The organism is Rhizobium sp. AN80A, assembly GCF_030053015.1.
In the GTDB taxonomy this organism is placed as follows: Bacteria; Pseudomonadota; Alphaproteobacteria; order Rhizobiales; family Rhizobiaceae; genus Rhizobium; species Rhizobium metallidurans.
On record NZ_JASJPX010000003.1, the window covers coordinates 3,086,748 to 3,100,180 of the forward strand.

General features: G+C 63.2%; 16 protein-coding genes. 8 read left to right on the forward strand and 8 right to left on the reverse strand.

Going from position 1 to position 13,433, the window contains the following annotated elements; genetic code table 11:
• Positions 1-96: 96 nt before the first annotated feature.
• The 4 genes from ccmB to P3R82_RS26855 are packed head-to-tail and all read left to right on the forward strand — an operon-like array spanning position 97 to position 2,396.
• On the forward strand, positions 97-756 hold the full coding sequence (ccmB, locus tag P3R82_RS26840; RefSeq protein WP_283195974.1) for a heme exporter protein CcmB: 660 nt from the start codon (positions 97-99) through the stop codon (positions 754-756).
• Between the two features lie 47 nt (positions 757-803).
• A complete protein-coding gene (locus P3R82_RS26845) occupies positions 804-1,565 on the forward strand; it encodes a heme ABC transporter permease (RefSeq protein ID WP_283195975.1) in 762 nt (253 codons plus the stop codon).
• A gap of 4 nt (positions 1,566-1,569) precedes the next feature.
• Positions 1,570-1,761 carry a heme exporter protein CcmD gene (gene ccmD / locus P3R82_RS26850; RefSeq protein ID WP_283195976.1) on the forward strand — a complete coding sequence of 64 codons (192 nt, stop codon included), beginning with the start codon at positions 1,570-1,572 and terminating at the stop codon, positions 1,759-1,761.
• The gene (locus P3R82_RS26855; protein WP_283195977.1) at positions 1,758-2,396 is read left to right on the forward strand and encodes a DsbE family thiol:disulfide interchange protein; all 639 of its coding nucleotides are present in this window, start codon (positions 1,758-1,760) and stop codon (positions 2,394-2,396) included. The genes ccmD and P3R82_RS26855 overlap by 4 nt, the downstream gene beginning before the upstream one ends.
• Before the next feature lie 221 nt (positions 2,397-2,617).
• On the opposite strand, the gene P3R82_RS26860 is transcribed toward P3R82_RS26855, so the two are convergent.
• The 4 genes from P3R82_RS26860 to P3R82_RS26875 form a co-directional block, all read right to left on the reverse strand.
• On the reverse strand, positions 2,618-3,148 hold the full coding sequence (locus tag P3R82_RS26860) for a histidine phosphatase family protein (RefSeq protein WP_283195978.1): 531 nt from the start codon (positions 3,146-3,148) through the stop codon (positions 2,618-2,620).
• A gap of 137 nt (positions 3,149-3,285) precedes the next feature.
• On the reverse strand, positions 3,286-4,695 hold the full coding sequence (gene leuC / locus P3R82_RS26865) for a 3-isopropylmalate dehydratase large subunit (RefSeq protein WP_283195979.1): 1,410 nt from the start codon (positions 4,693-4,695) through the stop codon (positions 3,286-3,288).
• Positions 4,696-4,979: 284 nt separating this feature from the next.
• Positions 4,980-5,816, reverse strand: a complete 837-nt coding sequence (locus P3R82_RS26870; protein ID WP_283196431.1) for an amino acid ABC transporter permease — start codon at positions 5,814-5,816, stop codon at positions 4,980-4,982.
• A gap of 43 nt (positions 5,817-5,859) precedes the next feature.
• The gene (locus P3R82_RS26875; RefSeq protein ID WP_283195980.1) at positions 5,860-6,657 is read right to left on the reverse strand and encodes a transporter substrate-binding domain-containing protein; all 798 of its coding nucleotides are present in this window, start codon (positions 6,655-6,657) and stop codon (positions 5,860-5,862) included.
• A gap of 450 nt (positions 6,658-7,107) precedes the next feature.
• On the opposite strand from P3R82_RS26875, the gene P3R82_RS26880 reads away from it, so the two are divergent.
• The 4 genes from P3R82_RS26880 (at position 7,108) to P3R82_RS26895 (ending at position 10,720) form a co-directional block, all read left to right on the forward strand.
• Positions 7,108-7,551 carry an SRPBCC family protein gene (locus P3R82_RS26880; protein WP_183902579.1) on the forward strand — a complete coding sequence of 148 codons (444 nt, stop codon included), beginning with the start codon at positions 7,108-7,110 and terminating at the stop codon, positions 7,549-7,551.
• Positions 7,552-7,832: 281 nt separating this feature from the next.
• Positions 7,833-8,198: a hypothetical protein gene (locus P3R82_RS26885; RefSeq protein ID WP_283195981.1), complete on the forward strand. Its 366-nt coding sequence runs from the start codon at positions 7,833-7,835 to the stop codon at positions 8,196-8,198.
• 88 nt (positions 8,199-8,286) lie between these two features.
• The gene (locus P3R82_RS26890; protein WP_283195982.1) at positions 8,287-9,204 is read left to right on the forward strand and encodes a hypothetical protein; all 918 of its coding nucleotides are present in this window, start codon (positions 8,287-8,289) and stop codon (positions 9,202-9,204) included.
• Positions 9,205-9,349: 145 nt separating this feature from the next.
• Positions 9,350-10,720 (forward strand): IS1182 family transposase, encoded by a 1,371-nt coding sequence (locus tag P3R82_RS26895; protein ID WP_283194553.1) that lies wholly within the window; start codon positions 9,350-9,352, stop codon positions 10,718-10,720.
• A gap of 149 nt (positions 10,721-10,869) precedes the next feature.
• Here P3R82_RS26895 and rplS read toward each other — a convergent pair whose 3' ends face one another.
• The 4 genes from rplS to rpsP all read right to left on the reverse strand — a co-directional run bounded on the left by rplS (position 10,870) and on the right by rpsP (position 13,423).
• Complete coding sequence (gene rplS, locus P3R82_RS26900) at positions 10,870-11,415, reverse strand: 50S ribosomal protein L19 (protein WP_183902577.1); 546 nt, start codon at positions 11,413-11,415, stop codon at positions 10,870-10,872.
• A gap of 231 nt (positions 11,416-11,646) precedes the next feature.
• Entirely contained in the window at positions 11,647-12,342 is a 696-nt protein-coding gene (gene trmD, locus P3R82_RS26905; protein ID WP_283196432.1) for a tRNA (guanosine(37)-N1)-methyltransferase TrmD, read from the reverse strand.
• 8 nt (positions 12,343-12,350) lie between these two features.
• Positions 12,351-12,935, reverse strand: coding sequence for a ribosome maturation factor RimM (gene rimM, locus P3R82_RS26910; protein ID WP_183902576.1), 585 nt, complete (start codon positions 12,933-12,935; stop codon positions 12,351-12,353).
• Positions 12,936-13,054: 119 nt separating this feature from the next.
• Positions 13,055-13,423, reverse strand: a complete 369-nt coding sequence (gene rpsP / locus P3R82_RS26915) for a 30S ribosomal protein S16 (protein WP_018901909.1) — start codon at positions 13,421-13,423, stop codon at positions 13,055-13,057.
• Positions 13,424-13,433: the final 10 nt, after the last annotated feature.

Genomic DNA, 13,433 nt, shown 5'->3' on the forward strand with positions numbered 1-13,433 from the left:
GGACAGAGGGGGTACGGCACCCACGAACCTCTCGAACACCCCACCAACCAGTCCCTCGAACAAACCATACATCCCCACCCCAAAGAGGGCTTACCCATGACCGCCCTCCTGCTGCGCGACCTCAAGCTCTCGATCCGCGCCGGCGGTGGCGCACTCGTCGGCGTGTTGTTCTTCCTCACCGTCGTCGCCGTCATTCCCTTCGGCGTCGGCCCGGATCTGGCGCTGCTGTCCCGCATCGGCCCGGCCATCGTCTGGATCGGCGCGCTGCTGGCAGCCCTCCTCGGCCTCGACCGCCTCTTCCAGGCGGAACGTGACGATGGCGCGCTCGATCTGATGCTGATGCAGGAGACGCCGCTGGTGCTGACCGTGCTTGTCAAGTGCGTGGCGCACTGGCTTGCCACCAGCCTGCCGCTGGTGATCGCCTCGCCGCTGCTCGGTCTGTTCATGAACATGAGCGAAAGGGCGATCGGCGCCACCATGCTGACGCTCCTGGTCGGCACGCCGGCCATCACGCTGATCGGCGCGGTCGGCGCGGCGGTTGCCGTGGCGCTTCCGCGCGGCGGCCTGCTGGTGTCGATCCTGGTGCTGCCGCTGACGATCCCGGTGCTGATCTTCGGCGTCAGCGCCACCTACGCGGCCGTCGAGGGGCATTCCCCCTTCCTGCCGCCCTTCCTGATTCTATCCGCGCTCACCCTGTTCTTCGCCGTCATCGGGCCGGCGGCGGCGGCACTGGCGCTGCGCAACACATCGGATTGATCATCGGCTTGATTGCCGAAAACGGCGGATCGCGCTAAGGAGACGGCATGACCGAGAATAGCCTTGCCATCGCCAAATTCAGCGATCTCGCCAACCCCACGCGGTTCCTGGCGCTCGCCGCGCGCCTCATTCCGTGGATGGCAGGCATCACCGCGCTCTGTTTCATCGTGGGGCTGTATCTCAGCTTCACGACCGAGGGCGACTACCAGCAGGGCGAAACCGTCCGCATCATGTATATCCACGTTCCGGCCGCCTGGCTGTCGATGATGGGCTACACGATCATGAGCCTGTCGGCGATCGGCACGCTCGTCTGGCGCCACCCGCTGGCCGATGTCTCGGTCAGGGCCGCCGCGCCCTTGGGCGCCGCCTTCACGCTGATCGCGCTCGTCACCGGCTCGCTCTGGGGCAAGCCGATGTGGGGGACCTGGTGGGTCTGGGATGCGAGGCTGACCTCCGTCTTCATCCTGTTCCTGATGTATCTCGGCCTGATCGCGCTCAATCGCGCCATGGAAGACCCGGGCAAGGCCGCGCGCCTCTCGGCCGTCCTCATCCTCGTCGGCTTCGTCAATATCCCGATCATCAAGTTCTCCGTCGACTGGTGGAACACGCTGCATCAGTCGGCGAGCGTGCTGCGCCTCGACGGCCCGGCGATCGACCCGGAATTCCTGCGCCCGCTGCTGGTCATGGCTCTTGCCTTTACCATGCTGTTCCTGACGCTGCATGTCATGGCGATCCGCAACGAGATCTGGCGCCGCCGGATTGCCGCCCAGCGCCGCCTCGCCGCGCGCCTGGCAAGCCGCGAGGGTTAAGGCGATGACGCAATCCTACGCCTTCTATGTCTACGGTTCCTACCTCTTCGCCGGCGCGGTCACCATTGGCGTGACGCTCTGGACATGGTTCGAGGGCCGTGCCCGCCGCCGTGAACTCAAGGCGCTCGAAGCCTCCGGCATCCGCCGCCGCTCGAGCCGGACCAAGGATGCATCCCACAGCAAGGCCAGCCCATGACAGACGCGCCGAACACCGAACCCACCGCAGCCGCAGCCCGGCCGCAGGCGCCGAAGGAACGGCGCGGTATCGGCCGCTACGGTTTCGCGCTGATCCCGCTTCTCGTCTTCGCCGGCATCGCCGGCACGGCGGGCAAGATGCTCTACGACCAGGATGTGCACGGCAAAAGCAGCACCGATATCCCCTCGGCGCTGATCGGCACCAAGGCCCCGGCGCTCGACCTGCCGCCGCTCGAGGGCTCCAACGTGCCGCCGCTGACCGACGCCGCCATCCAGGGCAAGCTGACGCTGGTCAACGTTTTCGCCTCCTGGTGCCTTCCCTGCCGCCAGGAGCATCCGATCCTGAAGGAACTGGCAAAAGATAGCCGGCTTAACATCGTTGCGATCAACTACAAGGACAAGAACGACAACGCGCTCGGCTTTCTCGGCGAGCTCGGCAACCCCTACAAGGCGATCGGCGTCGATCCGAAGGGGCAGGCGGCGATCGACTGGGGCGTCTACGGCATCCCCGAAAGCTACCTCGTCGCCCCCGATGGGACGATCCTCTACAAGCGCGTCGGCCCGTTCGACGATATCAGCCTGAAAGAGGGGCTTTATCCGGCGATGGAGAAGGCTTTGGGGAAGGCGGGGTCGTAGGGGGCTTTAGCTGGTGAGGCTTTGCCGTGCGCCCCTGCGGGTGGTAAGTGTCAGAGCCCGGAGCCCCCTCATCTGCCTGCCGGCATCTTCTCCCCGCTGGGGAGAAGGGACTCGTGGTGGGCCCCGCGCTCCATCTTCCCTTCGCCCCATAGGGGAGAAGGTGGCCCGAAGGGTCGGATGAGGGGGCTCCGGGCGCACCGTTAGCTAGAGTCCCCAACCACTCACCCCACCAAAGACCGCGGCACCACAAACCGCTCCAACACGCCACTCCCAGCGGCCACATCCCGCCAGGCCACGGCGAAGTCAATCACCGCCAGAGCCCCGGTCGGAAATTTCTCGCTGACCCCGGCGAGCCTATCCTGATCTCCAACGAGATCGATCGCCAGCTCCTGCAGCCCCGGATTATGCCCGACGATCAGAAGCGTGCGAACCGAGGCATCGACACCGCGAACAACCGCAGCGATCCGCTCCGCCGCCGCCTCGTAGATCTCCTCCACATCCCGCCGCGCGATATCATCAGGCAACTCGGCGCCGACGAGCGCCCAGGTCTCCTGCGTGCGCCGCGCCGTGGAGACCAGCGCAAGATCGGGAACCAGCCCCTCGCGGGCCATGTAGCGCCCCATCACGGGCGCCGCCTTGAGGCCCCGGCCGCCGAGCGGACGATCATGGTCGTCAACGCCATCGGGCCAGGCGGATTTGGCGTGGCGCAGCAAAAGCAGACGGTATCGCGGGAGCGGGGTATCCGATGTCATGATGCTCTCCGGATGAGGATGGCGGGAGTGTAACCCCGCAAACGAAAAAGGACAGGCCCTGCCCGATTAGGGCCAAGCCTGTCCATCGCAATCCATGCGATCCGGCCCCTCCCGTCACCGGGAGAGGCCGGAAAATCTCAGTTCCACTCGCGGATATCGACGAAGTGGCCGGCGATGGCCGCGGCAGCCGCCATGGCGGGCGACACCAGATGGGTGCGGCCCTTGAAGCCCTGGCGGCCCTCGAAGTTGCGGTTGGAGGTCGATGCGCAACGTTCGCCCGGCTTCAGGCGGTCGTCGTTCATGGCCAGACACATCGAACAGCCAGGCTCGCGCCAGTCGAAACCGGCGGCCTTGAAGATCTTGTCGAGGCCTTCGGCTTCCGCCTGTTCCTTGACGAGGCCGGAGCCCGGAACGATCATGGCGCTGACGGTGCCGGCAACGGTCTTGCCTTCGACCACCTTGGCGGCGGCGCGCAGGTCCTCGATGCGGCCGTTGGTGCACGAGCCGATGAAGACGCGATCGACGGCGATGTCGGTGATCTTCGTGCCCGGCTTCAGGCCCATATAGTCGAGCGCGCGCCACTTCGAGGTACGCTTGTTCTCGTCGGCGATCTCATCCGGATCTGGAACGATTCCCTGCACCGAGATGACGTCCTCGGGCGAGGAGCCCCAGGAGACGATCGGCGGCAGTTCGGCGGCGTTCAGCGTGACGACGCGGTCGTAATGCGCACCTTCGTCCGACTTCAGCGTGTTCCAGTAGGAAATCGCCTGGTCGAGCGTTTCACCCTTCGGCGCGCGCGGCTTGCCCTTGATGTATTCGTAGGTGACGTCATCCGGCGCGATCAGGCCGGCGCGGGCGCCGCCTTCGATCGACATGTTGCAGATCGTCATGCGGCCTTCCATCGACAGCGCGCGAATGGCTTCGCCGGCATATTCGATGACGTAGCCGGTGCCGCCCGCGGTGCCGATTTCGCCGATGATGGCGAGCACGATGTCCTTGGCGGTGACGCCAGCGGGCAGCACGCCGTCGACCTGCACCAGCATGTTCTTCGCCTTCTTCTGGATCAGTGTCTGGGTGGCAAGGACGTGCTCCACTTCGGACGTGCCGATGCCGTGCGCCAGCGAGCCGAAGGCGCCGTGCGTCGAGGTGTGGCTGTCGCCGCAGACGATCGTCATGCCCGGCAGCGTGAAGCCCTGCTCCGGTCCGATGATGTGGACGATGCCCTGGCGCTTGTCGCTCGCCGAATAATATTCGACGCCGAACTCGGCCGCGTTGATCGCCAGCTGCTCGACCTGGATGCGGCTTTCCTCGTTCTTGATGCCGAGATGGCGATCGGGCGAGGTCGGCACATTGTGGTCGACGACCGCGAGCGTCTTTTCAGGCGCGCGGACCTTGCGGCCGGTCATGCGCAGGCCTTCGAAGGCCTGCGGCGAGGTGACTTCGTGGACCAGGTGGCGGTCGATGTAGAGAAGACAGGTGCCGTCGTCCTGTTGATCGACCAGGTGGTCGTCCCAGATCTTGTCGTAGAGGGTACGAGGTGCGCTCATGGCGATACATCCGTTATTATGCAAAGGGCGTTTGCTTGCAGTGGGGGTATGGAGCTTGGTGGCGCATAGGCCACCGGCCGTCGGTCGATCAGAAAGGGATCAACGAAGTCGGCTGTTGAGCGCACCGGAAACGGTCGCAAAGAAGCGTGCCGGCAGGCGGTAGTGATCCTGCAACACGAAAATATGCGCCCCAATGCAACTGAACTTGGATTCCATGAGCAGTCACTTACCAATTTTTCGGATGCTCGGCAATTCGATTCATCAGCGCATCATCGCCCTGCGCCTTATCGTCGGCCTTCGCGCCCGCGCATCCGTTTCTCGATCTGCCTCAGGCCGAGCGACAGGCCGATCGTCAGGATCAGGTAGATATAGGTGACGATCGAATAGGTTTCGAAAAAACGGAAGGAGCCGGACGCATAGATCTTGCCCATCTGCGTGATGTCGGAAACGCCGAGCACCGAGACCAGCGAACTATCCTTCACCATCGCCACGAAATCGTTCGACAGCGGCGGAAAGATCACCTTGATCGCCTGCGGAAAGACCACGAAGCGGAAGCGATGGTAGCGCGACAGGCCGAGCGCCTTGGCGGCCTCGATCTGGCCCTGGTCGACCGACTGGATACCGGCGCGGAAGACTTCGGCGATGAAGGAGGAATAGCCGATCATCAGCGCGATGATCGCCCGCCACATCAGCGAGAAATCGCGCACCAGCACCGGCTCCGCCAGCCCGGCATTGACCAGCGGCGCGGTCAGGAAACTATAGGCGGCGACGAAGGCCGGCGCGCCGACGAAGGCGACGTAGAACAGAAGCACCAGCATCGGGATGCCTCTGACGACCTCGACATAGAAGCGGGCGATCTGGCGCAGCGCGACGCTGTCCGATAGCCCGAGCAGGGCTATGCCGAGCCCGAGCAGCGTCGCCAGCGCGAAGCCGACGAGCGTCACGAAAATGGTGATGCCGACGCCGTTGAAGACGGTGCGGAACACCTGCGCGTAGACGTCGTTGGCGATGATGACGGCGGCGAGCGTAAGGCCGATCACGACAAGGGCGACCAGCCACCAGGGATAGTCGCCCTTCTCCTGGCCGGATCGACGTCCAGCGGGGCTTGGCTGCGGAGCCATCATGCTTCAGTCCGGGCGCGGTAGAAGGTTACGACAGACGGGATCATTGACCCATCTTGTAGTCGAGGAACCATGTCTTGTTGAGCTTGTCGAAAATGCCGTCGGCCTTCAGGCTCGCGATCGCCGCATTGACAGGGCCGACCAGATCGGAGCCCTTGGGGAAGATGAAGCCGAAATCCTCGGTGCCGAGCGGCCCGCCGATGACCTTCAGTCCGCCATTCGACGCATCGACATAGCCCTGCGCCGCGACGCTGTCGGTCAAGACCACGTCGACATCGCCGGCTTTCAGCGCCTGCACGGTAGCGCCGAAGGTCTCGAACAGCTTGATGCGCGGGTTCTGCTCGTTGCCGTCGAGGATCTCGTAGACGGCGGCATAGAAGGGCGAGGTGCCCGGCTGCGCGCCGACGAGGCCGTCGTTGAAGGCGCCGAAGGTCTTGGCGTCGGTAAAGCGCGTCTCGTCGCCGCGCACCAGCATGAACTGCTGCGAGCGCATGTAGGGATCGGAGAAGTCGACCTTGGCCTTGCGGTCGTCCTTGATGGTGATCCCGGTCATGCCGATATTGTACTGATTGTCCGACACCGCCTGGATCATCGCGTCCCAGCTGGTGTTCTGGTACTCGACCTTGAAGTTCAGCCGCTTGGCGATCTCGTTCATCGCATCATATTCCCAGCCGATCTGCTTGCCCGTCTTCGGATCGACGAACTGCAGCGGCGGATAGGCGTTCTCGGTGACGACGACGACCGTCTTGCCCTTGAGATCGGGAAGCTCGGCGGCGGTGGCGGCGAGCGGCGAAAGAATAAGTGCGGTCAGTCCGGCAAGGACGGTGCGACGAAACAACATGAAATATCTCCCCAAATAGCGCTCGCGGAACCTGTCATAATTGCAAAGCCGCTGGCAAGGGGATTGGCGCGCGAGGACGGGGGAAATCAGGAATGGTGGTTTAAAAATGGGGAGGTTTGGGGCATGACAGGCGCTACGGCACGGTCGGCGCCCGCAGCCCCCCTCATCCGCCTGCCGGCACCTTCTCCCCGCTGGGGAGAAGGGGAGATGCCGCGCTGTCCCGACCAAAACAAAACACTATAGGCTTGGTGAGGGGCGCACACCGCCAGCCACCAGCCCCTTCGCCCCAGCGGGGAGAAGTGCCGGAGCGCAGCGAGGCGATGAGGGGGCCGCGCGGCACAACACTGGCCATCTCCCCCCTTGAACAAAATCCCAATCGGATGTCGGATCACCCACCGCTTGCCCGTCCTTAGGGTCCAACCCATCGCATCAACCCAGGAGGAACACCCCATGCCAAGCACCATCCGCCTGCACCGCGTTCTCGCCACCAGGCCCGAGAAGGTCTACCGCGCCTTTGTCGAAGCCGACGCGATGGCCAAGTGGCTGCCGCCGAACGGCTTTACCTGCAGCGTCCATCATTTCGAGCCGACCGTCGGCGGCACCTTCAAGATGTCGTTCCGCAACTTCACGACCGGCAACAGCCATTCCTTCGGCGGGGAGTATCTCGAACTCGTGCCCGGCGAACGCGTGCGCTATGTCGACCGCTTCGACGACCCCAACCTGCCGGGCGAGATGGAGGTGACGGTCGAACTGAAGAAGGTCTCCGTCGGCACCGAGATCAACATCACCCAGGCCGGCATCCCCGACCTCATCCCGCCGGAAGCCTGCTATCTCGGCTGGCAGGAATCGCTGCGCAACATGGCGCGGCTGATCGAGCCGGAGATCGCGGAGTAGGGGGAGGTCTGCTTCCGACTTTCCGCAAGACCCCTCCCCAACCCCTCCCCACAAGGGGGAGGGGCTAACCCGTGGCACGCCCGTGCCAAGTCATTGGCCTTGAGACTGTCGCGAGGTTGCGTTTGCCACCGGCACCGCGCCCAGCAAGCCCCTCCCCCTTGTGGGGGGGGGTGGGGAGGGGTCTTCGCCACACCCTCACCCACCGACCAAATGCGCCTTTTGATTGCATTAACACAGACCTGCTATCCCGGCGTCACAACGGTCGTCGCCACGGAGCCAGCATGACATCCCGTCCTTCGGATTTCGCCACCGCCGGCTGGGCCTACGGTCCGACGGAAACGGCGTCGGCCATCTGCGCGCTGGAGGCGGCCGGTATCCGGGTGCTTGCGCACACGCTTCATCACACGACGATGGTTCCCCACTTCATGACCGCGCTTGGCGGGATCGAGCTTCGCGTTCCGGCAGCCGATGCCGAAGCCGCGCGGGAAGTCCTGGCGTCCATCTCGTTTTCACGCGCGCGCGGCAACATCTGGCTGCGCGCGGTAGGCGGCCTGATGCTTCTGCTCTGGATCGGGATGCCGCTGCCGGCAAGCGGCCTTTATGGCGTGCGCCCCATCGCCGCCGCACCTCAAAGGATCGAGCCCTAGTCGCACCGCATTCGCCGCACCACCCTTTGTGAGATGATCAGATGCACGGCGAAGTTTTTTATTTTAGTCGTTATTGACGGAGACAATTTTGAAAAAATTCAATCCCATCAGAACGCATGAGGTGATGCCTGGGACTATCGCCTTCGTAGTTCGCACCGAATACGATCCCGCGAAGCCGATGGGCAATATTGCTGCATATGATATTCACGCTGCCGTCTCTGCCTTCCTGGTGCGTTATGACGAGCAAACAACGCCTATTCTTCCACGTGCGCTTGAGTGGTTGGACAAGGCCATCGAGGGAAAGGAAGAGGAAAGGTTTGGTCCCCTTCCTTGTTCGCATCGCGTGACCCTGCACTGGGCCAAGGCCCTTGGTCAGTGGATGTACGGCAAGGGAAACGACGAAGCGTCCTGGAAAATCGCGCAGGACGCACAAATTGAATACATGCGGACCGGCTTTACCAAGGAACTGGGTCCCGACAAGTTTGATTACAAGCTCCAGCGTTTCGTTCCTCAGGAAACCAGAGGCCTGCCGCATAGCAGAGGAATGCTGCTCACCTACGGCATTCTCGATGATTTCATGGCGTTCAGCTTTCAGGCCGGACAGTACGAAACCGCGATCGAAGAATATGAGCGACACCTGAAGCCGAAAGTGCCATCGCTCAAGGCAACGTTAAAGCCAAGGGCGTTTGCCTATGCGCTGTGCTTGAAAAAGTTGGGGCGGGCGCGGCTTGACGACAATGACCTGCATGAGGCCGGGCGGCGAATGTTGCAGGCCAATCTCGAGGAAGAATGGTTGGGACAAGGCCAAGATACGCGCGCAGCCACATGGTTGAAGATCGTCTATTGGCACCGCGACCAAACCCTGACGCCGCTCGAAACCATCCTCAAAGCCTATGACGACATGCCAAACGTGCCTTTGCCCGATTTCATGCTGGCACCCCAGGCTGAGCCGGCTTCCCTGCGAACGCGGTGGGCGCGGCTGCTGGAAAGACTGCGGTTCAAGTGAGGCTTCGCATTCGTCTATCGCATGACGATTGGCACCAGATCGCACCGCCGCGCCACATCACCAAAACAAAAAAGGCGACCCGGAGGTCGCCTTCAGACTGCTGACAAACCCCTGGCTCTGGCTGGGGTTTGTGATTCACTGGGACATGCTGAAGAAACCTGCTCCCGAACAGACGGCTCTCGAGATGGTGACGCTCGACAGTCTGGTGCCCAAGGATCACCTGCTTCGCAAGATCGATGCGGTGATCGACTTCACCTTTATCCATGATCGCGTTGCCGGGCTTTATTGCGCCGACAACGGCCGGCCGCCGCTCGATCCGACCTTGATGTTCAAGGCGCTGTTCATCGGCTACCTGTTCGGTATCCGCTCGGAGCGTCAGCTGGTGCGCGAGATCGAGGTCAATGTCGCCTATCGCTGGTTTCTGCGGATGAAGCTGACGGACGGGGTGTTCGATGCCTCGACGCTCAGCCAGAACCGGCGGCGGCGCTTCAACGATACGTCGGTCGCCCAGGACATCTTCGACCACATCGTCGAACAGGCGATCGGCCATGGCCTGGTCGACGGCACCGTTCTTTATACCGACAGCACGCATCTGAAGGCCAATGCCAACAAGGGCAAGTACGATCTCGAGATGGTCGCCAAGTCGCGTTCCGACTACTGGGCCGATCTCGACAGGGCGATCGAGGCCGAGCGGGCGCTGCATGGCCAGAAGCCCTTGAAGGAGAAGGAGCGCGAGCCCGAGATCAAGCAGACCAAGGTCAGCCGCACCGATCCCGACAGCGGCTACATGGTGCGCGACGGCAAGCCCAAGGGCTTCTTCTATCTCGATCATCGCACCGTCGATGGCCGTCATGCGATCATCACCGACACCCATGCGACGCCGGCCAACGTGCATGACAGCATCGTCTACCTCGACCGGCTGGACCGCCAGCGCGAGCGCTTCTCTTTCGACGTCAAGGCGGTGGGCCTGGATGCCGGCTATGCGACTTCGGGCATCGCCAACGGCCTGGAGGATCGCGCCATCCTCGGCGTCACCGGCTACCGCAATCCGACCCCGCCGAAAGCCGGCATGATGCGCAAGTCGAAGTTCGTCCATGACGCCGAGGTGGATGGCTATCGTTGCCCCGAAGGCCAGTTGCTTACCTACGCCACCACCGACCGCAACGGCTATCGCCACTATACATCCGATCCGGCGATCTGCCGCGATTGCCCGCTACTGGCGTCGTGCACATCGAACGGCAAGGCGGTACGCACCATCACCCGCCATGTCTGGGCCGATGCGCGCGAGCGCACCGATGCCAACCGGCTCAAGCCCTGGGGCAAGGCGGTCTATAAACGGCGCAAGGAGACGGTCGAGCGATCCTTCGCCGACGCCAAACAACTGCATGGCCACCGCTACGCGCGGTTCCGAAGTCTCGTCCGGGTCCAATGCCAGTGCCTGATGGCCGCAACCGCCCAGAACATCAAGAAGATCGCAATGGCCCTCACCAAGGCCAGCCAACCGAGCCCCGCATGAGAAAGCGACCATCCGAAAGCCTCGTTCAAAACAGCCGATCCAGCGCGCAACTCAGAACAAAATAAACCCCGCCAAAAAATGACGGGGTTTGTCAGCAGTCTGAAGGCGACCCGGAGGTCGCCTTTTTCGTCAATCCGTAAGGATGAAGCTTATTCCGCTGCCGGCTCGGCTGCTGCTGCTTCGGCAGCTGCCTTTTCAGCGGCGGCCTTTTCGGCGGCTTCCTGGGCTGCCTTTTCGGCTGCCAGAGCCTGAGCTGCTGCAACCTTCTCGGCTTCCAGGCGTGCCTTTTCCTCGGCGATCGCGGCGCGCTCGGCGTCGTTGAGCTTGCGGGCGCGAACGCCGGTGTCTTCAACGATACGAGCCGACTTGCCGCGACGGTCGCGCAGGTAGTAGAGCTTGGCGCGACGGACCTTACCGCGGCGAACGACTTCCACGCTTTCGATGGCAGGCGAGTAGATCGGGAATACGCGCTCGACGCCTTCGCCGTAGGAGATCTTGCGGACCGTGAAGTTTTCCTGCAGACCGCCGCCCGAACGAGCGATGCAGACGCCTTCGTAGGCCTGTACGCGGGTACGCGTGCCTTCCGTGACCTTCACGTTGACGCGGACGGTGTCACCAGGAGAAAATTCCGGGAGCGTGCGCTTGGCTTCGATCTTGGCGACCTGTTCGGCCTCAAGCTGCTGAATGATGTTCATCGTCTTAACCTTTGGTTCTTCTGAAACAGCCAGAGCGCTCGACACTTTTCCTTTGGTCCATGACCTCCGGATTTAGCCCTTTACGGACGGGAGCGGGTTCGCCATTCTTTGTTGCTGGCAGACGGGGATAACCCCATTTCCGCGTGCGCTCCTACACCACTGAGGCCGGCTTGTCATCCCCAGCTCGACAAATTTGTCACCGTGGATGGCTGAATCTCAGCCTGTGCGGACTTATTTCTCGCCGACCGGCTTTTCCAGCAGATCCGGCCGCCGTTCGCGGGTCAGGTTTACCGCCTGCTCGCGGCGCCACTTGTCGATCGCGCCGTGATTGCCCGATGTCAGGATGGCGGGGATCTCGCGTCCCTCCCATTCCTGCGGGCGGGTATAGTGCGGGTGTTCGAGCAGCCCGCCCTCGAAGCTTTCGTGCAGGCCGGAGAGGTCGTTGCCCATGACGCCGGGGAGGATGCGGACGATGGCGTCGAGCACGGTGAGTGCCGCCGGTTCGCCGCCTGACAGAACGTAATCGCCGATCGACACTTCTTCCAGTTCTCGCGCGTCGATCACCCGCTGGTCCACGCCCTCGAAGCGGCCGCAAACGATGATGACGCCGTCGCCCGCAGCCAGTTCGCGCACGCGCTTTTGCGTCAGCGGCTTGCCGCGCGGGCTCATCAACAGGCGCGGGCGGCTGTCGTTTTCGGAGACGGTGTCGATGGCGCGGGCGAGCACGTCGGGCTTCAGCACCATGCCGGCGCCGCCGCCGGCCGGCGTGTCGTCGACGGTGCGGTGCTTGTCGGTGGCGAAATCACGGATCTGCACGGCATCGAGCGCCCACTGGCCGCGCTCCATCGCCTTGCCGGCGAGCGAATAGCCGAGATGGCCGGGAAACATCTCCGGGTAGAGTGTCAGGACAGTCGCCCGGAAGGCCATCTGGTCGCTCACTTCTTCTTCTTCGGTTTGTCGCTGCCGGAATCATCCGGCGTGAACGACGGGCCGTCGTCGTCGCTGTCGACGAGACCGGATGCCAGCGGGTCGATGGTGATCCTGCCGGCTTCGAGGTCGATCTCCAGCACCGAGGCCTCCGAGAACGGGATCAGCACCGGCCGCTTGCCGGGGCCCTTGAGCTCCAGCAGGTCGCCGGCGCCGAAATCGAAGATGCCGGTAACGGTGCCGTAGCTGACGCCCTGGTCGTCGACGGCCTCCAACCCCTCGAGATCGGCATAGAAGAACTCGTCTTCCTCGAGCTCGTCGTCGGGCAGGTTGTCGCGGTCGATATAGAGCTCGAGACCGTTCAGCGCCTCGGCGGCGTTGCGGTCGTTGATCCCGCGGAAGCGCACGACGACGACATTCTTCATCTCGCGGATTTCAAGCACCTCGAAGCTGCGCCCGTCCATGCTGTGCAGGTGGCCGTAATCGCCGAGCGCGGTCGGATCGGCGCTGTAGGACCTGGCGCGCACTTCGCCGCGCAGCCCCTGCGCGCCGCCGATCGTTGCCATCAGCACCGGATTTTCTAGCTTTGTCATGGCGTCCCTAATGTCGAAGCCGGAGGTTTGGTTCGTCATAACCGAAGTGAACGGGAATGGAAACGAAAACGGGCGGCATGTCGCCATGCCGCCCGTTCGATCAAGGCCGAAGCCCGGAATTATTCCGCGGAAGCAGCAGCTTCCGCAGCGTCGGCGATCTTCTGAGCCTTTTCAGCCGCACGCTCCTGAGCGCGCTTGCCGGGCTTTGCCTTTTCCGGGTTGTTCTTGGCTTCGCGCTTTGCGATGCCGGCTTCGTTCAGGAAGCGCAGAACGCGGTCGGTCGGCTGTGCGCCCTGTGCGATCCAGTGGGTGATGCGCTCGGCGTCGAGCTTGACGCGGGCATCGTTGTCCTTGGCGAGCATCGGGTTCCAGGAACCGAGGTTCTCGAGGAAGCGGCCGTCGCGCGGCGAACGGGCATCGGCGAGAACGATGTGGTAGTACGGGCGCTTCTTGGAACCACCGCGTGCGAGACGAATTTTCAGTGCCATTTTCTTTACT